Raw genomic sequence first — 23,989 nt, forward strand, 5'->3', positions numbered from 1 at the left:
TGTCCCTCTGAGATAACACCCCTTGAGCATTCAACCCAGCACTTATTCCCCTGACATCGCGGTGCCGACCGACAAGCGTGTCTTCGGCGGACGCGATCTGTTTTCCCTGTGGTTTTCCCTCGGCATCGGCCTGATGGTTTTGCAGACCGGCGCATTGCTCGCGCCAGGTCTTGGCCTGTCCGGTTCGCTGTTGGCGATCTTCCTCGGCACGCTGGTCGGCGTTCTGCTGCTCGCCGCTGTCGGCGTGATCGGCAGTGACACCGGCCTGTCGTCGATGGCCGCGCTCAAGCTCAGCCTCGGCAAGCGTGGCGCGAGCCTGCCCGCGGTGCTGAACCTGCTGCAACTGATCGGTTGGGGCTCGTTCGAAATCATCGTGATGCGCGACGCTGCCAGCCTGCTTGGCGCCCGTGCGTTCAGCGAAGGCAGTCTGTTCACCAGTCCGCTGCTCTGGACGTTGTTCTTCGGTGCCTTGGCGACTTTGCTGGCTGTCAGCGGTCCGTTGACCTTCGTGCGGCAGATACTGCGCAAGTGGGGCATCTGGCTGTTACTGGCGGCGTGTATCTGGCTGACCTGGAACCTGTTCGCCAAGGCCGACCTGGCCGCGTTGTGGGCGCAGGCTGGTGACGGTTCGATGCCGTTCGCGGTGGGCTTCGACATTGCTATCGCGATGCCGCTGTCGTGGCTGCCGCTGATTGCCGACTACTCGCGTTTCGGCAAGCGGGCGAAGAACGTTTTCGGCGGTACTGCGATCGGCTTCTTTATTGGTAATTTCTGGCTGATGAGCCTGGGCGTGGCCTACACCCTGGCGTTCGCGCCGAGCGGTGAAGTGAACGCCTTGCTGTTGGCCTTGGCGGGTGCGGGCCTGGGGATTCCGCTGCTGCTGATTCTGCTCGATGAGTCGGAAAATGCGTTTGCCGACATTCATTCGGCGGCCGTCTCCAGCGGGATTCTGTTGCGCTTGAAAGTCGAGCACCTGGCGTTGGCCATTGGTGTGGTCTGCACCCTGATCGCCTTGCTGGCGCCGTTGGCTCAGTACCAGAACTTCCTGTTGTTGATCGGTTCGGTGTTTGCGCCGCTGTTCGGCGTGGTGCTGGTGGATCACTTCATCTTGCGCAAACGCAGTGCTCGTGTGGCGTCAGCTGCATTGCGCTGGCCGGCGTTGCTCGCCTGGTTGGGCGGGGTGAGCACCTATCACTTGCTGGCCAATCTGTATCCGGACATCGGCGCAACCCTGCCGTCGTTGATTCTGGCAGGGCTGCTGCAGCTGGTGCTGGGCCGGGCCTTCAGTTACGGCCGGGAAACAGCTCGGGCTTGAGAATGCCGTTCAGGCGCGGGTAGGGGATCTTCAGTTCGACGTGGCCCAGCGCGTAAGGCGCGATGGTGCTCACTTCGTACTTGAGGATCACCCCGCCGTAGGTCAGCGCCACGTTCTGGGTTTTCTGGAACGGCCACTGCTTCACGAACTCCGGTTCCTGATCGAGCTTGGTGCTGATCAGCCAGCTGTTGTGCGCCACCTGCGCCGCTTTCCAGAATGCTTCTTCCTGCCCCGGCACCAACATGTCGGACAAGGTCAGCACTTTATGCTGCTGGCGCGAATAGTTGATGAAACTGCGACCCGGCGTGCCATGCGCACCGCCGGTGTCCAGGTAGCTGGAAAACTCAACGATCACCAAGCCGTCATGCTGCTCACGTACTTTCGCTTGCAGGTAACTGCTGTAGCGCGGGCCGGCAGTGCGCAAAAACTCATCGCGATAAGCCGCCAGCGTCGGTGCCGCGGGGGCGTCGGGTGAGGTGCGGGTCATTTGCAGCAGGCGTTTTTCGACGATGCCGTCAAGCTGAGGCTCGGCGGGAAAGCGCAGCGTATCAATGTTTACCAGCGGGCACTCGGGTGTGGTGCAGCCCGGTTTCAGCGTTTCGGTCGCGTCGCGGGTGGTTTCCAGCGGCGCCCGGTAGTTGGGCTGGAACAGACTCTGGCAAGCGCCCAGGGTCAGGGCGATTGCGGCCACGGAGGCGATTTTAAAAAGCGACATGGGCGTCCTTCATAAAACAGGGAAAGGCGAAAAGTTAACCGCTTCGACTCTCAACGAAGCAGTCAGTTCGCCACTAAGCTAATTAGAGTTGGTTTAGCCCTCACCGTCTATCCCGCTGACGGGAAAGGGGCTGCATCAAACGTCACGGGCGCGTTAGGATGGCGCGAAGTCGAGGCAGGAGCCTCGCTGCACATACGAGGATAGTCATGACTGATTTTGCCAACGCCATTCCGACCGCCGTCGATATCGTCCGGCGCGAAAAGTGCTACGAGGGCTTTTACAAGCTTGATCGTGTGCACTTGCGCCACGAGTTGTTCGCCGGTGGCATGAGCCGCGAAATCAATCGTGAAGTGTTTGTTCGCCACGATGCCGTCTGCGTGCTGCCTTACGACCCGCAGCGTGACGAAGTGGTGCTGATCGAGCAGTTTCGCGTCGGTGCCATGGGCAAGACCGATAACCCGTGGCTGATCGAGCTGGTCGCCGGTCTGATCGACAAGGATGAAGTGCCGGAAGAGGTTGCTCACCGCGAAGCGCAGGAGGAAGCTGGGCTTGTATTCGGGGCGCTGTGGCCGATGACCAAATATTTTCCATCGCCGGGCGGCAGCAATGAATTCGTGCATTTGTACCTGGGGCGTTGCGAGACAACCGGGGTCGGCGGCCTGCATGGGCTGGAGGAAGAAGCAGAAGATATCCGCGTTTCGGTCTGGGCGTTCGAAGACGCGCTGCAAGCCGCACGCGACGGACGTATTGCCAACGCGCCAAGCATCATTGCCTTGCAGTGGCTGGCTTTGAATCGCGTTGAAGTGAGGGGGCTATGGTCGTAAACAAGCTGCGCGATCGTTACAGGGTCGACCTCGTGGGGCTGCAAGCCTCTTGCGAGGCCAACTACGCGCGCCTGATGCGACTGTTGCCGGACATGCGCAACGAACCGGCGGCGCGGCGCATTGCCGTGACCCATGGCGAGCAGATGCTCGGCGTGCTGGCGCTGGAAGTACTGCAGGTCTGTCCGTATACCACCACCCTGCAAGTGCGCCAGGAGCACAGCCTGCCGTGGTTGCCGGTGCCGCAACTGGAAGTGCAGGTCTATCACGACGCCTGCATGGCCGAAGTGGTCAGCGCCGAACATGCGCGACGCTTTCGCGGCATCTATCCTTACCCGAACGCCGCGATGCATCAGCCGGACGAAAAGGCCCAGCTGAACATGTTTCTGGGGGAGTGGCTGAGCCATTGCCTGGCGCTGGGGCACGAGTACGAAGTCGTTCGTTGACGTTGTTGTGAACTGCGTCAGGTTCGCGCGTTTCCTCTTTTGACCATCCCCCAGCATAATTGCGGCACTTCATCATCCCGTGATTCAGCCCTGGGAGATCGCCTTGCCGAGCGTATCCACATTGACCACCGCCGATCCGGCGTTGCTGGTGCAACTGTCCGACAGCCATCTGTTTGCCGAGCCCGACGGTACGTTGCTGGGCATGAATACGCGCGACAGCCTGCAAAAGGTCATCGAGCTGGTCAGGCTGCAACAGCCGCAGATCAATCTGATCATCGCCAGTGGCGACCTTTCGCAGGACGGGACGCTGGAGTCGTACCAGCAGTTTCGCGACCTGACCCGACAGCTCGATGCACCGGCGCGCTGGATTCCTGGCAATCACGATGAACCGCAGATCATGGCCGAAGCCGCGACTCACAGCGCTTTACTGGAACCAATGGTGGATATCGGTAATTGGCGCGTCACCTTGCTTGATTCCGCGGTGCCCGGTTCGGTGCCGGGGTATCTGCAGGATGAGCAACTGCAACTGCTGGCCCGCTCGTTGAGCGAGGCGCCCGAGCGGCATCATCTGGTGTGTTTCCATCATCATCCGGTGCCGATCGGGTGTGCGTGGATGGAGCCGATCGGGTTGCGCAATCCAGAGGCGCTGTTCGCGGTGCTGGATCGGTTCCCGCAGGTGCGCGCTGTCTTGTGGGGGCATGTGCACCAGGAAATTGATCAGGATCGTAATGGCGTACGCCTGTTCGCCTCGCCTTCTACCTGCATTCAGTTCGAGCCGGGGAGCGAGGATTTCAAGGTGGGGGAGCAGGCGCCGGGATATCGATGGTTGCGGCTGTTGCCGGATGGGCAGATTGAAACCGGCGTGGAGCGTGTAACTGGCTTTGATTTCACGGTCGATTATGGCTCCAACGGCTACTGAATATCTGCGGTGCTGCCATCGCCAGACGGCTGGCTCCCACTCTGCGTCGTGCACAAATCCCTGTGGGAGCCAGCCTGCCGTCGATGGCGTCCGCTCAGACGATATCAATTCCACGGATATCCCCGATTCCCCCGACACCCTGTAAACTCCGCCTTCTTTACCCGACGCACAGGGAGTTCAAATGTCCGGTTCGATCCTTTATATCCACGGTTTCAACAGCGCGCCTTCGTCGAAAAAAGCCACGCAGTTGATCGAAGTGATGGAGCGTCTGGGCTTGAGCGATCACCTGCGCGTTCCAGCCTTGCATCACCATCCGCGCGAAGCCATCGGTCAGCTGGAACAGGCGATTGCCGAACTGGGGCGGCCACTGCTGGTCGGCAGCTCACTCGGCGGCTACTATGCGACTCACTTGGCCGAGCGCCATGGCCTCAAGGCCCTGTTGATCAATCCTGCCGTCAGTCCGCACCGGATGTTCGACGGGCACCTGGGGACACAGAAAAACCTGTATACCGATGAGGCCTGGGAACTGACCCACGACCACGTGACGGCCCTGGCCGAGCTGGAAGTGCCGGCGCCCCGGGATCCGCAGCGTTATCAGGTGTGGTTGCAGACCGGTGATGAAACACTGGATTATCGCCTCGCCCAGCAGTATTACCGGGCTTGTGCCTTGCGCATCCAGGCCGGCGGCGACCATGGTTTCCAGGGTTTTGCCGAGCGATTGCCGGCAATGCTGAGTTTTGCCGGCATCGGCGCAGATTTGTATCAGGCGATTGATTTCACTGCACTTTGATCCTTGCCTCTTATTCACAGAACATTGACGACGAGACCCCATGGCCACTCCCAGCGCTAGCTCTTATAACGCAGACGCCATCGAAGTCCTCTCGGGCCTCGACCCGGTGCGCAAACGCCCCGGCATGTACACCGACACCAGTCGGCCGAATCACCTCGCCCAGGAAGTCATCGACAACAGCGTCGACGAAGCCTTGGCCGGGCACGCGACTTCGGTGCAGGTCATCCTGCACGCCGATCACTCCCTGGAAGTCAGCGATGACGGTCGTGGCATGCCGGTGGACATTCACCCGGAAGAGGGTGTTTCCGGGGTCGAGCTGATCCTCACCAAGCTTCATGCGGGTGGCAAGTTTTCCAACAAGAACTACCAGTTCTCCGGCGGCCTGCACGGGGTGGGTATTTCGGTGGTCAACGCCTTGTCGACCGAAGTCCGCGTGCGCGTAAAGCGTGACGGCAACGAATACCAGATGACATTCGCCGACGGTTACAAGAAGACCGAACTGGAAGTGGTCGGCACCGTCGGCAAGCGCAACACCGGCACCAGCGTATTCTTCGCCCCGGACCCGAAATACTTCGACTCCCCGAAATTCTCCATCAGCCGCCTCAAGCACGTACTCAAGGCCAAGGCCGTCCTGTGCCCGGGGCTGCTGGTCAGTTTTGAAGACAAGGCCACCGGCGAGAAAGTCGAATGGCATTACGAAGACGGTCTGCGCTCCTACCTGGTCGACGCGGTCAGCGAATTCGAACGCCTGCCGGACGAACCGTTCTGCGGCAGCCTGGCCGGTAACAAGGAAGCGGTCGACTGGGCGCTGCTGTGGTTGCCGGAAGGTGGCGACAGCGTGCAGGAAAGCTACGTCAACCTGATCCCGACGGCCCAGGGTGGTACCCACGTCAACGGTTTGCGCCAGGGCTTGCTCGATGCCATGCGCGAATTCTGCGAATTTCGCAGCCTGCTGCCGCGCGGCGTGAAGCTGGCGCCGGAAGACGTCTGGGAACGCATCGCCTTCGTCCTGTCGATGAAAATGCAGGAACCGCAATTCTCCGGCCAGACCAAAGAGCGGCTGTCGTCCCGTGAAGCGGCGGCGTTTGTTTCCGGTGTGGTCAAGGACGCGTTCAGCCTGTGGCTCAATGCGAACCCGGAAACCGGCATGCTCCTGGCGGAACTGGCGATCAACAACGCCGGCCGTCGCCTGAAGGCGAGCAAGAAGGTCGAGCGCAAGCGCATCACGGCGGGACCGGCACTGCCAGGCAAGCTCGCCGACTGCGCCGGGCAGGACCCGATGCGTTCCGAGTTGTTCCTGGTGGAAGGTGACTCCGCCGGCGGTTCCGCCAAACAAGCACGGGACAAAGAGTTTCAAGCCATCCTGCCGTTGCGCGGCAAAATCCTGAACACCTGGGAAGTCGACGGCAGTGAAGTGCTGGCCAGCCAGGAAGTGCACAACATTGCCGTGGCGATCGGTGTCGATCCGGGTGCGGCGGACATGAGCCAGCTGCGTTACGGTAAAATCTGCATCCTCGCCGACGCCGACTCCGACGGTTTGCACATTGCTACGCTGTTGTGCGCGTTGTTCGTCCAGCATTTCCGTCCGTTGGTGGATGCCGGTCACGTCTACGTCGCGATGCCGCCGCTTTACCGTATCGACCTCGGCAAAGAGATTTACTACGCCCTCGACGAAGCCGAGCGCGATGGCATTCTCGACCGTCTGGTGGCCGAGAAGAAACGCGGCAAGCCTCAGGTCACCCGATTCAAAGGCCTGGGTGAAATGAACCCGCCGCAACTGCGCGAAACCACCATGGACCCGAACACCCGGCGTCTGGTGCAGCTGACCCTGGACGATTTCGAAGCGACGTCGGAAATGATGGACATGTTGCTGGCGAAGAAGCGCGCCGGTGACCGTAAATCCTGGCTCGAATCCAAAGGCAACCTGGCCGAGGTTCTTGGCTGATGCGGGTTGGCCTTGCCCTGGCATGTGCGTTACTTCTGACCTCTGTTTCGGCGTTCGCCGAACCGGCACCGGAGTTGCGCCTGTTGTCCGAACATCCCGTGGAGGGCATGCGCGGCGGCAACCTGTCGGGGCTGGCGCAGTGCGGCAAGGATTTGTGGACGATTTCCGATCGCGACGACGATCAGATCTACCGACTCGAGACCGGCGATACGGTCTGGCAGGCGGAAACCATACGTATCGGTGTGCCGCCTGTGCCGGACAGCGGTTTGCCCTGGGGTTTGCGTTCGCGGACGTGGGCGGCGTCGTTCGTGCGGGGCGGGGATCTGGATTTCGAAGGCATCACCTGCGACAACGCCGGCAATCGCTACATCGTCAGCGAGTCCCACGCAGCGGTACTGCAAGTGCCGCCCGTTGGGCCGACGTCCTGGCTGAAGATCTCGCCGATGTTGGTTCGCGAAGCCCGGGCCAGTGGCATGTTGTTGCACTTCAACGCATTGTTCGAAGGTCTGGCGATCAACCCGGCCGGCGATCAATTGTGGTTGGCCGCCGAACGTGAGCGCCGTGGCCTGTTGTTGATCAAGCGTCAGCAAACGGTCTGGGATTGCGACGGCGGTTGTGTACTGCTGAGCGAAGCCGGCATGGAAATGCAGCCGGCGAAATTTCCCAAGGCCAGAGCGGTGTCGCGGGACTTTGCCGACCTGTCGTTGTTCAACGGCAAGCTGTTTACCCTTGAGCGCAATGCGTTCGAAATTTGCCGCCGTGACGCGGTGACCGCCAAGGTCGAGCGTTGCTGGTCGTTTGCCGACGAAGCCTTGCAGGATAACCGTCGTTATCCACAGGGCTATGGCCTGACGGAAGCACTGATCGTCGACGCCGATGGCGCCTGGGTCGGCATCGACAACAACGATGGTGCCCGTGCTGATGGCGAGTACCGCCCGATTGTCTGGCGCTTCGCCGCGCCTGAAGGTGGCTGGAGTGCCAAGCCGTGACGCCGCAAACGCCCGGGAAACGCGCGGGTCGGGTGTTCATGGTGCTGGCCTGGTGCGCAGCGCTGTTTCTGGCGACGCGGTTTTTCGGCCAATGGGAGGAGCGTCAGCAAAATCCCAATGTCGTCGTCAGCTCGGAACAGGGCGAAGGTTTTATCGAAGTGAAACTGGCGAGCAACACCCAGGGGCACTTCGTCGCCAGCGGCCAGATCAACGGCCAGCCGGTGGATTTCATGCTGGATACCGGGGCAACCGATGTGGCGATCCCGGCAGAAATGGCCGAACGGCTGAAACTTGAAAAAGGCTTCGGGGTGACCCTGAGCACCGCCAACGGTCGTACCGAGGGTTATCGAACCCGTGTCGACCGGCTGCAACTGGGCGACATCGTGCTGCGTGATGTGCGCGCCATCGTCGTGCCAGGCCTTGATGGCAAGCAAGTGCTGCTCGGTATGAGTGCACTGAACAAACTTGAATTTACCCAGCGCGGTGGCACCATGCTGCTGCGCCAGACAACGAACCGATGAGGCCCGCATGAGCGACTCCCTTGATCTCAGCCTGGACGGTGTAGAACGCCGGTCACTGGCTGACTTCACCGAAAATGCCTACCTCAACTACTCCATGTACGTGATCATGGACCGTGCCTTGCCGCATATCGGCGACGGCCTGAAGCCGGTACAGCGTCGCATCATTTATGCGATGAGCGAGTTGGGGCTGGACGCCGATTCCAAGCACAAGAAATCGGCGCGTACCGTCGGTGACGTGCTCGGCAAGTTCCACCCGCACGGCGATTCGGCCTGCTACGAAGCCATGGTCCTGATGGCTCAACCGTTCAGCTACCGCTACACGCTGGTCGACGGTCAGGGTAACTGGGGTGCGCCGGATGATCCCAAGTCCTTCGCCGCCATGCGTTACACCGAAGCGCGGCTGTCGCGTTATTCCGAAGTGCTGCTCAGCGAACTGGGCCAGGGCACGGCGGACTGGGGCCCGAACTTCGACGGCACCCTCGACGAACCACTGGTGTTGCCGGCACGTTTGCCGAACATCCTGCTCAACGGCACCACCGGGATTGCCGTGGGCATGGCCACCGACGTACCGCCGCACAACCTGCGGGAAGTCGCGACAGCGTGCGTGCGTTTGCTCGATGAGCCGAAAGCCACGGTCGAACAGCTCTGCGAGCACATCCAGGGCCCGGATTATCCGACCGAAGCGGAAATCATCACCCCGCGCGCCGATCTGCTGAAAATGTATGAAACCGGCAAGGGCTCGGTGCGCATGCGCGCCGTTTACCACATCGAAGACGGCGACATCATCGTCACCGCGCTGCCGCATCAAGTGTCCGGTGCCAAGGTGCTGGAGCAGATTGCGGCCATGATGCAGGCCAAGCCGTCCAAGGCCCCGCAGATCGCGGACCTGCGCGACGAATCCGACCACGAAAACCCATGCCGGATCGTAATCATTCCGGGCGCGCGCAAGAATTTTGACCACGACGCGCTGATGCAGCACCTGTTCGCCAGCACCGAGCTGGAGTCGAGCTACCGGGTCAACATCAACATCATCGGCCTGGACGGCAAGCCGCAGCTGAAAAACCTGCGTGCGCTGCTGGTGGAATGGCTGGAGTTCCGCGTTCAAACCGTGCGTCGTCGCCTGCAATTCCGCCTCGACAAGGTTGAACGTCGTCTGCACCTGTTGGACGGTTTGTTGATTGCCTACCTCAACCTGGATGAAGTGATCCACATCATCCGCACCGAGGAGCACCCGAAAGCCGCCCTGATCGCGCGTTTCGCCCTCAGCGAAATCCAGGCCGAGTACATTCTCGACACCCGTTTGCGTCAGTTGGCGCGCCTGGAAGAAATGAAGCTGCGCTCCGAGCAGGATGAACTGCTCAAGGAACAAGCCAAGCTGCAAGCCCTGCTGGGCAGCGAAGCCAAGCTGAAAAAACTGGTGCGCACCGAGCTGATCAAGGACGCCGAAACCTATGGCGACGACCGTCGCTCGCCGATCGTCGAGCGCACCGAAGCCAAGGCCCTGACAGAGCACGATCTGCTGCCGAACGAGAAAGTAACCGTCGTGCTGTCGGAAAAAGGTTGGGTTCGTTCCGCCAAGGGGCACGAAATCGACGCCACCGGGCTTTCCTACAAGGCTGGGGACGGTTTCAAGGCCCTGGCACCCGGGCGTTCCAATCAGTTTGCCGTGTTTATCGACTCTACCGGTCGTAGCTATTCGGTGGCCGCTCATACCTTGCCATCAGCCCGTGGTCAGGGCGAGCCGTTGACCGGTCGTCTGACGCCGCCACCCGGCGCGAGTTTCGAATGCGTGCTGATGCCGGATGATGACTCGCTGTACGTGATCGCCTCCGACGCCGGTTACGGTTTCGTGGTCAAGGGTGAGGACTTCCAGGCCAAGAACAAGGCGGGCAAAGCGTTGCTGAGCTTGCCGAACAACTCGAAGGTCATTCTGCCGCGCCCGGTGGCTGATCGTGAGAACAACTGGCTGGCCTCGGTGACCACCGAAGGTCGCCTGCTGATCTTCAAAATCAGCGATCTGCCACAATTAGGTAAGGGCAAAGGCAACAAGATCATCGGGATTTCCGGTGAGCGTGTGGCCAGTCGCGAAGAATATGTCACGGACATCGCTGTTCTGCCGGAAGGCGCCACCTTAGTGCTGCAGGCCGGAAAACGTACCTTGTCACTGAAGGCGGACGACCTCGAACACTACAAAGGTGAGCGTGGGCGGCGTGGAAACAAACTTCCACGAGGCTTCCAGAGGGTAGATGCGCTGCTCGTCGAAAACCTCAATTAAGCGTCCCAGAGCGCTCGATCTGCGATTTAACGCGTAGATCGACGCTTTGCCGCTGGAGTCGGAACGCATATTCACGGATGATATGGCCTTTCCAAGCGCCGGCGTGGCCGAGCGTTCTTCATATTTATTGAGTATTTTCACTGTGGTTAGCCTTGTGGCAACCACCTGGATGGGACGATGACTGCTCTGCGCCTTCCTTTTATTTTGATGCTCGCCGGCGTTCTTGGCCTGGCGGGTTGCAGCACTCACCAACCGGTGTCGCTGTATCAGCTGGACAGCGGAAGTCCGGCTCAGCCTGCGCAAAGCGCGGGCATGGCGGTATTGCTCGGCCCGGTAACGGTCGCCGACTATCTGCAACGTGAGACATTGCTGCAGCGTCAGCCGGATGGCAGCTTGCAGGCTTCGACCGATGGTCGTTGGGCGGGAAGCCTGTCTTCCGACATCGATCAGCTGTTGCTGCGTCAGGTGGCAGGTCATCTGGACAGTCAACGCGTGGTGCTGGCGCCGGCAACGCTCGGCTTCACGCCGGACGTTCAGGTGCTGCTGACCATCACGCGCCTGGACTCGGGTGAGTCGCAACCGGCGATCCTTGATGCGCAATGGCGTTTGATCGACCGTCGTGGTCAGGTGCGCGATAACCGCATCATTCATCTGCAGGAACAACACGCCGGCGGTACTGCCGCGCAGGTTCAGGCTCAGGGTGTGTTGTTGCAGAAACTTGCCGAGCAGTTGTCGGTAGCGCTCAAGCCGCTGGCTAACCAGCCACCGATTGCGGAAGCGCCAAAGAAACCGGCTGCCAAGCCTGCGGCGCCAGCGACGGAACAGGAAAAGCAGCCGAAGATTCCGATGGCTTCGCCGATCCGCACCGATATGGAAGTGTTCAGGTTCTAAGCCTGGATTGATCCAACACAAAGCCCGCAGAGATGCGGGCTTTGTTGTTTCTGCAGGTTCATCTCCATTGCCTGTCCCGGCCTCATCGCCAGCAGGCTGGCTCCCACAGGGGACATGTGGACGCCATAGATCCAATGTGGGAGCCAGCCTGCTGGCGATGGGGCCAGAACAGACAACAAAAAACCCGCAGACAATCACTCATCTGCGGGCTTCTTCACATCAGGGCCTAAGGTTTACGCCCGGCGCTCATGCATCCGCGCCAGTTGCCGCTCCAGCATCGACGGATAAGGCTCCATCAGCCGCTCTACACAGCATGCACCCTCAGGGCTGGCAATCGGACGGATCCGCGCACGCTGGCGAATCAGCGCGTCGTCACTGATCTTGCGCTCCACCAGCAGCAGATTGCGGCTGTGTTGCGACAGTGCCAGGGCGTCCTGGGCGGTTTCGGTCAGTAGCAGGTCAATCTGGCTCAAGCCAAACAACTCGTCGCCCAGGGTCAGGCCCAACTGCAATTGCAGGGTGATGCCGCTGTCCGCGACTTCGATCTGCAACTGATGGCCCAGCGCCCGCAGCAACTCACCGCAGCAAATGGCGTTGGTCAGGTAGTCGTCACCGCTGTCTTCGGTGTGGAACACCATCAACGTGCTGCCATCGTTCAGGCTATGCAGTTCGCCCTCATAGAGTGACGCGGCCTGGTCGAGGCAGTCGCGATAGCGTTTCAGCAATTCTTCCAGGCGCGCACGTGGCAGGCGGCGCAACTGATCCTGGGCGCCCAGTTGCACGGCCAGCACCGCGCTGTGTTGCGGCACGTTCGATACCTGCGGTTTGACCACTGGCTTCGATGCGCTCGCTACCGACTCGTCACGCAGGTCGGCAAACGCATCGTCGTCATCTTCATCTTCTACGGTGCTGACGATATGCCGTGGCGCAGGCTTGAGGCCAGCGACAGGCTTGGTTTCGTCGAAGCTCGGATCACGCAGATTGCGCACTTCGAAGGCCGGCTCGTCGTCGCCGTCTTCGTAATCGTTTTCGTCGTACTCGGGTTCCGGCTCAGGCTCTGGCTCGGCCGGCTCCGGCGCGAAGTTGGCGTGCAGCTGGCGAGCCAGGTCGCCGATCTCGTCCTGACGCCCGGTTGCCGGGGTGTATTCATCGATGTTGCGCAGCCACACGCGCAATTGCAGCAGCGGTGTGGAGATGTGCCGACCCAGGCGCAGGCTCAAGGCCAACGACAAGGCCAACAGGATTGCACTCAAGATGCCCATGCTTTGCAGGCTGATGGTCATCGGCTGCTGGAACTGATCCATGTCCAGGCTGATGCGCAGTTGCCCGGCAGTCACGTCCTGGAAGGTGATCTTGCTCTGGTACATGCCCTCCGCTTCGCCCAGCAGGCTGTGCTTGGGGCGCTGGCCGGCTTCGGCGAGGATGCGGTTGTCCACGCTGTAGATGGCGGCGTGGGCCACCAGCTTGTTCTTGGTCAGGTTGTTGAGCAGCACGTTGAGGCTGAGGATGTCGTTGGACACCAGCAGCTCCGTGGCGGACGTGGCGGTCTGCGTGGTCAGGCTTTCGCCCAGGGCATCCGCCTGCTCGTGCATGGCCTGCTTGAACTGCAAACCCATCACACAGGCGTAGATCACCAGGGCCAGAGCGACCAGGATCACGTTATGGCTGGCAATGCGCAATGCAATCGGTACACGGCGGTGGCGCAGTGCACGGAAGATCAGCAGAAAGAAGTTATCGGTTTTTACTGGCGTGGGCCGGTTCACTTGAGCTCGGCTCTTTTGTCCGTGAAGTTGACGCGCAGTATAGCGACAGGCCCTAGACCGGCAAAGCGCTCACGGTGCCCGATGGTCACTGAAAGTGGGTAGAATGCGGTTTTTTTCCACCTGCGGGGGTGCGCCTTGCGCGAAATCGTCCTGATAAACATCACGGGAGTCGACCGTCCGGGTCTGACTGCGGCCATTACCGGCGTTCTGGCCCAGGGTGGTGTGAACATTCTCGACATCGGTCAGGCGGTGATCCACGACACCCTGTCGTTCGGCATCCTGGTTGAAATTCCTGACACCGAGCAAGGCAACTCGGTGCTCAAGGACATTCTGTTCACGGCTTACAAACTCGATCAGCAGGTGCGTTTCACGCCGGTGTCCGAAGATGATTACCAGCAGTGGGTCGGCAATCAGGGCAAAAAGCGCCACATCGTGACGCTATTGACCCGCAAAGTGACCGCCGGGCAATTGCAGGCCGTGAGCTCGATCACCGCCAAATATGGCCTGAACATCGACCACATCGATCGCTTGTCCGGGCGCATGCCGCTGGACACCCCGGCTGACAAGGGCAAGGGCTGCATCGAGTTTTCAGTGCGTGGCGAAGCGGCTGATCCGCAAGCGCTGCGGGCCGAGTTCCTCAGCGTCGCCCAGGAATTGAATGTCGATATCGCCTTCCAGGAAGATTCGCTGTTCCGCCGCAACCGTCGTCTGGCGGTGTTCGACATGGACTCCACACTGATCGAAGCCGAAGTCATCGACGAATTGGCCAAGGCCGCTGGCGTCGGCGACCAGGTGTCGGAAATCACCGAGCGGGCGATGGCCGGAGAGCTCGACTTCCGCGCCAGCTTCAAAGAGCGTCTGGCCTTGCTCAAAGGTCTGGACGTCAGCGTGCTGGATTCGATCGGCGCCTCCCTGCGCCTGACCGAAGGTGCCGAAACCCTGTTTGCCGAACTCAAGCGCCTGGGCTACAAGACTGCGATCTTGTCGGGTGGCTTCACTTACTTCGCCAAGCAATTGCAGGCCAAGCTGGGCATCGACTACGTGTTCGCCAACGAGCTGGAAGTGGTTGATGGCAAGGTCACCGGCGTGGCGGTCGAGCCGATCGTCGATGCCCAGCGCAAGGCGGATCTGCTGAAGGAGCTGGCGCACAAGGAAGGTTTGCGTCTGGAGCAGACCATCGCGGTCGGCGACGGTGCCAACGATTTGCCGATGCTGGCGATTGCCGGGCTGGGTGTGGCGTTTCGCGCCAAACCGCTGGTCAAGCAGTCGGCGAAGCAGGCGATTTCCACCCTTGGGCTGGATGGCGTGCTGTACCTGCTGGGCTTTCGGGACCGTGACGGGCAGCTCTGAGTTTTCCATAACTCAGAAAGTGCCTTTGTGGCGAGGGAGCTTGCTCCCGCTGGGCTGCGAAGCGGCCCCAAAAAATGGACTGCTAGGCAGTCCAGGCGGGAGCAAGCTCCCTCGTCACCGTTATCGGATTCACCCTCAAAGCGTTTTCCACAACGAATCAAATTCTTCCTCAATACCGACCACGCCGCTCCCCGCGGCGTTGTCGTTTCTGGTGGCCTCCAGCGAACGATAGGCAAACTGATTGAAGCTGTTGGTGCTCGCCACCCGACGGTCCAGTCCGGCCCGGCGTTCCTCGCCATTGGTGTTGATCACCACCTTGTTGCCTTCCTGAAAGGGCAGGCGCGGGGCGAGCAAGGTGGCCGGCAGGTCTATCGCGCTGATCGCGGGCAATAGCAAGCCTCGCAGATATTGGCTGTGGTCGTCACGGGTGCGCACCAGTTGCAGGCCGCAAGGCTCGGCGTAGGGCGCGACTTGCTCGATACCCATTTGCGTGCCGCCGCCGCGAACCTGGCGGATCCAGCGCACCACCGCGATGCTCCAGCCCGACCCCGCCGTATCCTCGATGCCCACCATCTCGCCTGCCTGTAACTCGGCCGGCACGTCACCGGGCCAGGCCAGGCAATAACCGCCCGGGCTGTGATTGATCACCGGCAAGGCGTAGGTCGGAAAGTGACGGTTGCGGTCGGAGTCTTTTTGATTGTCGTCGTTCTGAAGTTGCGGGTATTCGATTTCTTCGTAGGGCAGCAACGTGTCGGCGGTGCCTTGCGGCGCTGCGTCGAAGGCGTGGTGCCATTGGTCTTTTTCCCGAAGGGAGGGCGAGGTCGCCGCGAACTGTGCGCGCCCGGCACCGGGATGTTTCAGGATCTCGCTGAACGGACGCTGCCCGCCCAGATAGAAGTGCAGCGCGCTCATGCCCACGCACAAGGTCAAGGTCCCTTGACTGGGCGTGCGCTGGAAACTGCGTTCGACCGCCTGGCCCCAGGCGGCATTCAGGTGTTGCAGCGTATCCAGGCTCAATCCTGCCGGCACGGGCAGTGGCACCGCACTGTCGGTTTTTTGCAAATGGGCATCAATGGCTGTGACCAGCGGCAGCGTATCGAGCCCCAGCAAGCATTCCTGTTGCTCGGGCCGGAATTTCGAACGGTAACGCGGCCCGATGTCGAGCTCCGGTGCGACGCCAAACAGTCCGCCGCTCGCGGATTCCGGTTGCAGCTTGATCAATTTGCTCCACGGCTCCAGCACTTCGGCGAGCCGCGCGATCTGGTTCTGGCGCAGTTGGTTGCATCGTGCGGCGCCCAGCAGCAGTGCGACCACGTACGTCTGTTCGATGCTCAGGGTTTGCGTCTGGCTGGCCAGCTCATCGCGCAGGCTCAGGTGCTGGAGCCGATGAGAACAGGCAATCCGATACAGCAGATGCAGTTCCAGCCACACACCTTCCGGCACCGGGCAATAGAGCTCGGTGGCGCGGATCAGAGGACCGTTGAGGCAATGGATCGCCCGTTGCAATGCTTGGGCCAGCAGCGGCGCGCGGTCCTTGCTGAGGCGCGGCGAGAGGCGCACGACGATCTGTTTATAGCCAATCGCCAAATGACTTTGCAGCGCCTGGCAGAGGTTGGCGATCTTGCGCGAACGCTCGTCGAGGACAATCGACTGGTACAGGAAGTGCCGCTCCAGGTGTTTGCAAACGTAATACACCTCGGGCCTGAGTAACTCGAGTAATTGCAGACGATTGTCGCTGGGTGTCAGCAGTTGATTCAGTTCGCTCAAGCCTTGATAGAGCTGGCGAGCGGTTTCGCCGATGTTGGCCTTGGGGAGGTCGGCGATCCAGCGCTTGAGGTCGCGCGGGGTGGCTTCGCAGAACGACAGGCGCAACTGTGCAGGGATCGGCGCGCGTAGCAAAAGGTGAGGACTGGTCTCATTCATGCCGTGAACAAACTCCAACCGGGAAAATGGGCAGTGAATGACCTGACTGTAGCAGTTCTGGTCGGCGACCGTTTGTCTGTCAGCCGAGTGAGGTTCGAGTGTGCTACTAATCTGACAGACGTGCGACTGGATACGCACGGTCGTACGGCCTGCTGCCTGTGCCGGGCAGGTCTCTCGTAACTTCAAGGAGATGAAGTTTATGTCTAGATACGTAGTGGCAAATCAATGGGGCGGTAGTTCTGCACCCTGGCATCCGGGCGGAGACTGGACGTTAGGCGCGCGGGACAACCAGAAGGTTGTCGCGATCGAGATCAAGTCGAGCGATGGCGGCAAGAGCTTCACCGGCACCATGACGTACGCGGGTGAAGGTCCCATTGGCTTCAAGGCTCAGCGCACGGGCCAGAACCAGTACAACGTTGAAAACCAGTGGGGCGGTAACGACGCTCCATGGCATCCGGGTGGCAAGTGGGTCATCGGGGGCCGGGACAATCAGAACGTTGTCGCGTTGAGCGTGACCTCCAGTGATGGAGGGAAAAACCTCAGTGGCACCAATACCTACGCCAACGAAGGACCGATCGGTTTTCGTGGACAGATAGAGTAGGGGCACCACCGAAATGTCCGACCCCACGAAGACGTTCGTGGGGTTCGGATCAGGGGATCAGGCTTTTGGCAGGCCCATGCCCTGGCCCATCTGCACCGGCGAACCGGCCGCCAGTTCTTCAGCCCACTGCACTTGATCAGGGCCGAACAGCACTACAGCCGTCGAACCCAGCTTGAAACGACCCAGTTCCGCACCTTTTTCCAGGTGGATCGGCGCACGAGCCGCTTCGTCGTAGCGGAAGGTTTTCAGCTCGCGCTTCGGTGGCGTCACCAGGCCCGCCCAGACGGTTTCGATCGATGCGACGATCATCGCGCCCACCAGCACCACGGCCATCGGCCCGCGCTCGGTGTCGAAAATGCACGCCACACGCTCGTTGCGGGCAAACAATTCCGGAACGTTTTCAGCGGTGGTCTGATTGACCGAGAAAATCCGGCCTGGAATGTAGACCATCTCGCGCAATGTGCCGGCCAGCGGCATGTGCACGCGGTGGTAGTCCTTCGGTGACAGGTAAATGGTCGCGAAATCACCGCCCATGAACGGCGCTGCGTTGGCAGCGTCACCGCCCAGCAACTCCAGCACGCTGAAGCTGTGGCCCTTGGCCTGGAACACGCGACCGTGTTCGATCGGACCGAGCTGGCTGACCGCGCCGTCGGCCGGGCTGAGGATCGCGCCCGGGGTTTCGTCCAGCGGACGAGCGCCGTCTTTCAACGCGCGGGTGAAGAACGCGTTGAAGTGCTCGTAGGCGGTCAGGTCTTCGACCAGGGCCTGGGACATGTCCACCTGATAGCGCTTGGCGAACCACGCGGTGAACGCATTCTTGAACCAGCGCACGCGGCATTCGGCGATGCAGCCGGCCAATCGCGAGAGCAAGTGGTGGGGCAGCAGGTATTGGCTGAGGATAAACAAACGCTTATTCATTAACTGTCCTTAAAAACCTTAAATCTCTACAGGCGTATCGGGATGGTTGCCCCATTCGCCCCAGGAGCCGGCGTAGCCTTTGACCCGCGGATAACCGAGGGACTTGGCCACCAGATAGGTGAAACCAGAACGGTGGTGAGTCTGGCAGTGGGTAATCACTTCTTTGTCTTTACTGATCCCGAGTTGTTCGAGGATCTGCGGCATGTCGGTACGGATGCGCAGGTTCCGCGCCCGATCCATGCCCGCGGTCCATTCGAAATTGACCGCGCCGGGAATGTGTCCGGCCTTGGCCGCCAGGACTTTCTCGCCGGAGTACTCCAGCGGCCCGCGCGCGTCCCAGATCGCCAGGTCGGGGGCACCGAGACGGCTTTGCAGGTACTCGCGGGTGGCGGTGGGTTCATCGTGCAGGGTCAGGGCAACCGGGCCGCCGACCGCGGGAGGGATCTGGATCGACATGGGCAAGCCTTCTGCCAGCCACGCCGTCAGGCCGCCATCGACATAGTGGTACTTGCTGTGGCCGATGACGTCCAGCAGCCAGATAAAACGCCCGGCCCAACCGCCGCCTTCGTCGTCATACACGACGTAGACCGCGTCGGGGTTGTGGCCCAGCTCACCGAACAACGCTTCGAGTGCCGCGTGCGGCGGCATCAAGCCTGGCGCCGGCGGCTGTCCGAGTTGCGTGCGTTTCGGATCGACAAAACGCGCACCGGGAATATGCCCTTCGGCATAGCGGGCACTGCTGGTCAGGTCCACCAGAATCAGTTCGCGGGCGTCGAGACGGGCGAGCAAGTCGCTCGGCTCGATCACCAGCGGCAAGCCAGAGAAGTCAGACATGTGAGGTCTCCAGGGCATAAAGGGGAGGATTGTAGCGGGTCATTGGCCGCGATGGCTAAAGCTGTGCAGGGCTTTCTCGATGCACTGCGCGGTTTTGCCAAAGGCCTGCACGGTGATTTCCGAGAACGGCCCGCCCCCCTGATCCGCCACGACGATCATGATCACGCGGCCGTTGTTGACCAGCGAGCGCAACAGCAGGTGTTCGCCACCGAACTGCGAACGCAGGCCGGCCGGCAGCAGGGCCGAAAATTGCGCGTTGTTGGCCGGAGACAGGCGCACCTGCGCCTGTTGCGAAAGCAGGCGTTGCAGTACGGTGCTTTGGCTGACCACGAAATTCAGGCCCGCGGCTTCTTTCGGCAACCCGGCGATCTGGTGCACGCGCAGATTGGCGTGCGTGCGGTCGGCCATCAGGATCATCACCCGACGCATGCCGCACGCGACCAGCGCGTCACGGGCCGAGTTGGTCAAGTGCATGGCATTGGTGAAACGACTCGGCTCTACCAGCAGTTCGGCGCATTGTGCGCGCCACTTGGCCAGGTCTTCGGCGGTCGGTGCCGGGGCTGGCAGCAGTCCGGCGTGAACGCGGTTCATGCCCCACGGCCAGAGCAGCGCAACGGCTGGGTGCCAGAGGTCGGGCATGGCGTGTTGACGCGCACTGTTGGCGGCCTGCTGGTGCAATTGTTGCTGCACTTCGTCCATCGGCATTTGCAGGTAAAGGCTGGTCAGGTACTGCCAGCGTTCGCTGTGCGGACTGTCCCAGGCCTGTTGCGCCGACAGCGCCAGACCGTTGGCCAGCAACACGGTGTTGGCCGGTTGATTGAGCCAGCGGCGAAGGGTCGGATCGTCATCAAGACGGTTCTGCTGGCGCAATGGATGATCGCTGTCGCGGGCGATACGCAGGACTTTCACCAGTTCCCGCTGCTCGTTGAGCAACAACTTGTAACCCTGCTGCACCCAGATCGGCAGGTGCCAGATATCCACCAGCGCCTGAGCGATTTCCAGCAGGCGAACGCCGAACAATTGTTTCTCGACGTTGCGGGCCGACTCGCCTTTATGGATGACCCGCAGTTCCCATTCTTCAAGCAGCTGCGGATGGGTCAACGCCATGGGCCACAGCGGCGAAAGAAACAGCAGGCTGCCCCAGTGGATGTCCTGCCACAGCCGCGCCAGGCGAGCGGCGAAAAAACCGTTGGCCTGTTGCGTCGCGTGCTGACTGATCATCTGCAACTGACGCAGGGCCACGGGGATTTGCGATTCAGGTTCCGCGGGCAGCCGGGCGAGCAGTTCTTCGGTGCGCTTCAAACCGAGGCGATTGATCGCCACCTCAAGGTTTTCCGCCGGCTCGGTCATGCTGCCGTGGGTGTGCCGGTTGGCTTCGCGGATCACGCTCAAGGCCAGGGCGGGGCTGTCTTGCATCAACTCGGCGATATCGCGCAGGGAACTGCGATCGTCGCGGATGGCTTTGCAGACACGGTCGTGACTGGCCTGCGGAACCGGCAGGCGCACACCATCAAGAAGCTTGACCCAGCCTTCGAGTGTGGTGGGTTTTGGAGTTGGGACGTTCGTTTCGTTAGCCATGTCTGGACGCGACCATCGTCTGCATTACCTATGCCTGGAGCGGGCCAAATTGGCTTTTCGCCTGAACTGGCTATAGTCTGGCGCAGTTTTGCCGATAAGTAGAAGAAGAGATTTTTTAACTTCCGAATATGACCTTGAACCCGACTCAGTAAGTGCTCTCCTACCTATGGCTAAAATAATCGGCATCATCGTCGTATTCGCGAGCGTGCTCGGCGGATACGTGCTCTCCCACGGCAAGATTGCAGCCCTGATTCAACCCTTCGAGGTGTTGATCATCGGTGGTGCGGCCCTTGGCGCATTCCTCCAGGCCAACCCCGGTTACATGACCCTGCACGTGCTCAAGAAGTCCTTGAGCATGTTCGGGTCGCGGTTCAATCACGGCTACTACCTTGAAGTGTTGGGCCTGATCTACGAGATCCTCAACAAGAGCCGCCGCGAAGGCATGATGGCCATCGAAGGCGACATCGAAGATGCCGCTGCGAGTCCCATCTTCGCCAAGTACCCGTCGGTGCTCAAGGACGAGCGCATGACCGCGTTCATCTGCGATTACCTGCGCATCATGTCCTCCGGCAACATGGCTCCCCATGAGCTGGAAGGCCTGTTCGACATGGAGCTCTACAATCTCAAGGAAGACCTGGAGCACCCCTCCCACGCGGTGAACGGCATCGCCGACGCCATGCCCGGTTTCGGTATCGTTGCGGCGGTATTGGGTATCGTGGTGACCATGGCGTCCCTGGGCGAAGGCGACCAGAAATCCATCGGTCTGCACGTCGGTGCGGCACTGGTCGGTACGTTCTTCGGTATTTTGGCCGCCTACGGTTTCTTCGGTCCGCTGGCCCATTCCCTGGCCCACGATGCCAAGGAAGAACTGAATGTCTACGAAGCCATCAAGGCTTCGCTGGTGGCTTCGGCTTCCGGCATGCCGCCATCGCTGGCGGTAGAGTTCGGGCGCAAGGTTCTGTACCCGGCGCACCGTCCTAGCTTCGCTGAGCTGGAACAAGCGGTTCGCGGTCGCTAAGCCATGGAAAACAATCAGCCGATAATCATCAAGCGCGTCAAGCGCATCGCCGGCGGGCATCACGGGGGCGCCTGGAAAATCGCCTTCGCCGACTTCGCGACGGCGATGATGGCGTTCTTCCTGGTGCTGTGGCTGCTGTCTACCGCAACACCGGAACAGAAGATCGCCATCGCCGGTTACTTCAAGGACCCGGTCGGCTTTTCCGAAAGCGGCACGCCTTACGTCATCGACCTGGGCGGCACGCCGACCCTGGCGCCGGAAAACACCCTCAACCCCGAGGTGAAATCCCAGCCGCAGCCGGACAAGGTAACTGTCGACGCCGAACAGGTCGAAGGCATGGCCGAGATGGTGGAGAAGGAACGCCTCGAACTGTTGCTGCAAGAATTGCAGAACAAGGTCGAAGAGAACCCGCAGCTGAAGAAATTCAAGGACCAGATTCTGTTCGAGATCACGCCGGACGGTTTGCGCATCCAGATCGTGGACGCCGAAAACCGCCCGATGTTCGACTCGGGTTCAGCGCGTCTCAAGCCTTACTTCGAAGACATCCTGCTGGCCATGGCTGACACCATCAAAGCGGTGCCGAACAAGATCAGCATCAGCGGCCACACCGATGCCAAGCAGTACTCGGGCACTGGTGACTTCGGTAACTGGGAGCTTTCGGCCAACCGGGCCAACGCCGCACGCCGTGCGCTGGTGGCCGGCAGTTATCCGGAACAGCAGATCGCACGAGTGGTCGGTTATGCCTCGTCGGCCTTGTTCGATCGCGAGAACCCGCTCAACCCGGTCAACCGCCGAATCGACATTGTCGTGCTGACCAAGAAAGCCCAGCGTGCCATCGAAGGTTCGCAAGGCGCGGAACCGACGCCAGAGCCGACCCAGGGGCAGGGTGGCCCGGGTGAGGTGCCTGCCACGCCAGCTGATCCGAACGCGTTGCCGGCGGATAAAGAGCCGTTGCCGGCGCATGAGCTTCGTGAGCGGTTGAATCTGTTTGATGATCCCAAGCCAGCAGACCCGCCGAAACAGTGACGCACAAAAAAGCCGCGAGATGATCGCGGCTTTTTTGTCTCTGCTGTCCCGTCCTGAATAAGGTTTACACCTTCTGACTTCTTTTCAGGAAGGTGCAATGGATACGGGCACGAAGCGCAGTCAGCGTGATTACACACTGGCTTTTAAATTATCGGTTGTCCACCAGGTCGAAAAAGGCGAGTTGAGTTATAAAGAGGCTCAGCGGCGCTATGGGATTCAGGGTCGGTCGACGGTGCTGGTTTGGTTACGCAAACATGGTCGCCAGGACTGGAGCCAAGGCGCCTCCATTCGTTCCCAGAGGATCAGACCTATGGACGAGCCAACCTTGCCACTGACTCCCGAGCAAAGAATCAAAGAACTCGAAGAACAACTGGCGCTGGCAACTCAGAAAGCCCAATTCTTTGAAGCCGTGGTCGATGTTCTGAAAAATGACTACGGCGTATCTGTCGTAAAAAAGCGACCCGGCAAGTCGTTGCGCAAACCCAAACCCTGAGTGTCAGCAGGGCTTGCCAATTTATGGGAATAAGCCGTCAGGCCTATTACAAACGCAACCGGGTCTACAGGGCTCGGGCCGACCAGGATCAGCAGCTCATAACGTTTGTAGAGAAGGTCCGTGTTCGCCAACCGTGCATCGGCACTCGCAAGCTGCATTCGATGATGCATGAGCAGCGTGAGCAACAGGAGCTCCATGTTGGCCGGGATCGTTTGTTCGCGGTTTTGCGGGAAAGCCGCCAGTTGGTCCGCAGAAAACGGGCGTATCACAAGACGACCGACAGCCATCATCGCTTCCGCCGACACCCCAATCTGCTGAAACCAAGCCCGGAACAAATAGTCGCTACCGGCCCAGAACAGGTCTGGGTGGCCGATATTACGTACCTGCCTACCCGTGATGGCGTTGCCTATTTGAGTTTAGTGACGGATGTCTTTTCGAGAAAAATAGTCGGCTATCACGTGCATGAAAGTCTGCACACCGACTCCGTGGTGCAAGCCTTTCGAATGGCTTTGAAGCGACGTCGAAGCGTTCAGAAACTAGTCCATCACTCGGATCGAGGCGCCCAGTACTGCTCGGCCCTTTATCAAGAAATGCACGCAAAGCATGGCATCACTTGCTCGATGACCGACGGCTACGACTGCTACCAAAACGCCTTGGCAGAGCGGGTCAACGGCATCTTGAAAACAGAGTTCTTGATCCACCGACCTGCGGATTTTGCGCAGGCCACACAGATGGTGCGAGAGGCCGTCACGATCTACAACCAGGAGCGGCCGCACCTCTCTTTAAAATACAAAACGCCCGATGCGGTGCATCGGGCGTTAGGGTGAAACAGGTGTAAACCTATTTCAGGACTAGACA

At 60.5% G+C, this 23,989-nt stretch carries 21 protein-coding genes; 15 read left to right on the forward strand and 6 right to left on the reverse strand.

Annotated features, from left to right (window positions below):
- Nucleotides 1-22 precede the first annotated feature (22 nt).
- Nucleotides 23-1,315: a putative hydroxymethylpyrimidine transporter CytX gene (cytX, locus tag ACM1ZW_RS11430; protein ID WP_017336226.1), complete on the forward strand. Its 1,293-nt coding sequence runs from the start codon at nt 23-25 to the stop codon at nt 1,313-1,315.
- Here cytX and ACM1ZW_RS11435 read toward each other — a convergent pair.
- Entirely contained in the window at nt 1,284-2,030 is a 747-nt protein-coding gene (locus ACM1ZW_RS11435; protein ID WP_414879985.1) for an RsiV family protein, read from the reverse strand. The genes cytX and ACM1ZW_RS11435 overlap by 32 nt on opposite strands.
- A 206-nt stretch (nt 2,031-2,236) precedes the next feature.
- On the opposite strand from ACM1ZW_RS11435, the gene ACM1ZW_RS11440 reads away from it, so the two are divergent.
- From ACM1ZW_RS11440 to ACM1ZW_RS11480, 9 genes are all read left to right on the forward strand, one after another.
- A complete protein-coding gene (locus ACM1ZW_RS11440) occupies nt 2,237-2,854 on the forward strand; it encodes an NUDIX domain-containing protein (RefSeq protein ID WP_416740563.1) in 618 nt (205 codons plus the stop codon).
- The gene (locus tag ACM1ZW_RS11445) at nt 2,845-3,297 is read left to right on the forward strand and encodes a DUF1249 domain-containing protein (protein WP_017336229.1); all 453 of its coding nucleotides are present in this window, start codon (nt 2,845-2,847) and stop codon (nt 3,295-3,297) included. The genes ACM1ZW_RS11440 and ACM1ZW_RS11445 overlap by 10 nt, the downstream gene beginning before the upstream one ends.
- Nucleotides 3,298-3,400: 103 nt before the next feature.
- A complete protein-coding gene (gene cpdA / locus ACM1ZW_RS11450; RefSeq protein WP_031318314.1) occupies nt 3,401-4,216 on the forward strand; it encodes a 3',5'-cyclic-AMP phosphodiesterase in 816 nt (271 codons plus the stop codon).
- 181 nt (nt 4,217-4,397) lie between these two features.
- Nucleotides 4,398-5,006: a YqiA/YcfP family alpha/beta fold hydrolase gene (locus ACM1ZW_RS11455; RefSeq protein ID WP_017336231.1), complete on the forward strand. Its 609-nt coding sequence runs from the start codon at nt 4,398-4,400 to the stop codon at nt 5,004-5,006.
- Nucleotides 5,007-5,046: 40 nt separating this feature from the next.
- A complete protein-coding gene (gene parE, locus ACM1ZW_RS11460; RefSeq protein ID WP_017336232.1) occupies nt 5,047-6,951 on the forward strand; it encodes a DNA topoisomerase IV subunit B in 1,905 nt (634 codons plus the stop codon).
- Nucleotides 6,951-7,940: an esterase-like activity of phytase family protein gene (locus ACM1ZW_RS11465; RefSeq protein WP_416740564.1), complete on the forward strand. Its 990-nt coding sequence runs from the start codon at nt 6,951-6,953 to the stop codon at nt 7,938-7,940. Before parE ends, ACM1ZW_RS11465 begins: the two co-directional genes overlap by 1 nt.
- Complete coding sequence (locus ACM1ZW_RS11470; RefSeq protein WP_017336234.1) at nt 7,937-8,461, forward strand: retropepsin-like aspartic protease family protein; 525 nt, start codon at nt 7,937-7,939, stop codon at nt 8,459-8,461. The genes ACM1ZW_RS11465 and ACM1ZW_RS11470 overlap by 4 nt, the downstream gene beginning before the upstream one ends.
- 7 nt (nt 8,462-8,468) lie before the next feature.
- Nucleotides 8,469-10,736, forward strand: coding sequence for a DNA topoisomerase IV subunit A (parC, locus tag ACM1ZW_RS11475; RefSeq protein ID WP_017336235.1), 2,268 nt, complete (start codon nt 8,469-8,471; stop codon nt 10,734-10,736).
- A gap of 177 nt (nt 10,737-10,913) precedes the next feature.
- Nucleotides 10,914-11,627: a PqiC family protein gene (locus ACM1ZW_RS11480; protein WP_017336236.1), complete on the forward strand. Its 714-nt coding sequence runs from the start codon at nt 10,914-10,916 to the stop codon at nt 11,625-11,627.
- Nucleotides 11,628-11,860: 233 nt separating this feature from the next.
- Here the strand turns inward: ACM1ZW_RS11480 and ACM1ZW_RS11485 are convergent, their stop codons facing one another.
- Complete coding sequence (locus ACM1ZW_RS11485; RefSeq protein WP_017336237.1) at nt 11,861-13,390, reverse strand: AhpA/YtjB family protein; 1,530 nt, start codon at nt 13,388-13,390, stop codon at nt 11,861-11,863.
- A 135-nt stretch (nt 13,391-13,525) separates the two neighbouring features.
- Here ACM1ZW_RS11485 and serB point away from each other — a divergent pair, with 135 nt between their 5' ends.
- Nucleotides 13,526-14,740 (forward strand): phosphoserine phosphatase SerB, encoded by a 1,215-nt coding sequence (serB, locus tag ACM1ZW_RS11490; RefSeq protein WP_017336238.1) that lies wholly within the window; start codon nt 13,526-13,528, stop codon nt 14,738-14,740.
- 135 nt (nt 14,741-14,875) lie between these two features.
- On the opposite strand, the gene ACM1ZW_RS11495 is transcribed toward serB, so the two are convergent.
- Entirely contained in the window at nt 14,876-16,663 is a 1,788-nt protein-coding gene (locus tag ACM1ZW_RS11495) for a hypothetical protein (protein WP_017336239.1), read from the reverse strand.
- A 199-nt stretch (nt 16,664-16,862) separates the two neighbouring features.
- Here ACM1ZW_RS11495 and ACM1ZW_RS11500 point away from each other — a divergent pair, with 199 nt between their 5' ends.
- The gene (locus ACM1ZW_RS11500; protein WP_031318316.1) at nt 16,863-17,264 is read left to right on the forward strand and encodes a hypothetical protein; all 402 of its coding nucleotides are present in this window, start codon (nt 16,863-16,865) and stop codon (nt 17,262-17,264) included.
- 57 nt (nt 17,265-17,321) lie between these two features.
- Here the strand turns inward: ACM1ZW_RS11500 and asd are convergent, their stop codons facing one another.
- Genes asd through ACM1ZW_RS11515 form a run of 3 tightly spaced genes read right to left on the reverse strand, consistent with a single transcriptional unit; the run spans nt 17,322 to nt 20,594 of the window.
- Nucleotides 17,322-18,182 carry an archaetidylserine decarboxylase gene (asd, locus tag ACM1ZW_RS11505; RefSeq protein ID WP_008040415.1) on the reverse strand — a complete coding sequence of 287 codons (861 nt, stop codon included), beginning with the start codon at nt 18,180-18,182 and terminating at the stop codon, nt 17,322-17,324.
- 18 nt (nt 18,183-18,200) lie between these two features.
- A complete protein-coding gene (locus tag ACM1ZW_RS11510) occupies nt 18,201-19,016 on the reverse strand; it encodes a rhodanese-like domain-containing protein (protein ID WP_017336241.1) in 816 nt (271 codons plus the stop codon).
- A gap of 39 nt (nt 19,017-19,055) precedes the next feature.
- Nucleotides 19,056-20,594, reverse strand: coding sequence for an HDOD domain-containing protein (locus ACM1ZW_RS11515; RefSeq protein ID WP_414879989.1), 1,539 nt, complete (start codon nt 20,592-20,594; stop codon nt 19,056-19,058).
- A gap of 166 nt (nt 20,595-20,760) precedes the next feature.
- On the opposite strand from ACM1ZW_RS11515, the gene motA reads away from it, so the two are divergent.
- The 3 genes from motA (at nt 20,761) to ACM1ZW_RS11530 (ending at nt 23,958) form a co-directional block, all read left to right on the forward strand.
- Nucleotides 20,761-21,612: a flagellar motor stator protein MotA gene (gene motA / locus ACM1ZW_RS11520; protein WP_017336243.1), complete on the forward strand. Its 852-nt coding sequence runs from the start codon at nt 20,761-20,763 to the stop codon at nt 21,610-21,612.
- A 3-nt stretch (nt 21,613-21,615) separates the two neighbouring features.
- A complete protein-coding gene (gene motB, locus ACM1ZW_RS11525) occupies nt 21,616-22,638 on the forward strand; it encodes a flagellar motor protein MotB (protein ID WP_416740565.1) in 1,023 nt (340 codons plus the stop codon).
- Nucleotides 22,639-22,735: 97 nt separating this feature from the next.
- Nucleotides 22,736-23,958 (forward strand): IS3 family transposase gene (locus tag ACM1ZW_RS11530; RefSeq protein WP_416739011.1). Its coding sequence is split into 2 segments (ribosomal slippage): nt 22,736-23,087 and nt 23,087-23,958, totalling 1,224 coding nucleotides; the frame shifts between segments, so codons are not numbered across the junction.
- Nucleotides 23,959-23,989 lie beyond the last annotated feature (31 nt).

The organism is Pseudomonas sp. NFX71 (genome assembly GCF_048079215.1).
Lineage (GTDB): Bacteria > Pseudomonadota > Gammaproteobacteria > Pseudomonadales > Pseudomonadaceae > Aquipseudomonas > Aquipseudomonas fluorescens_B.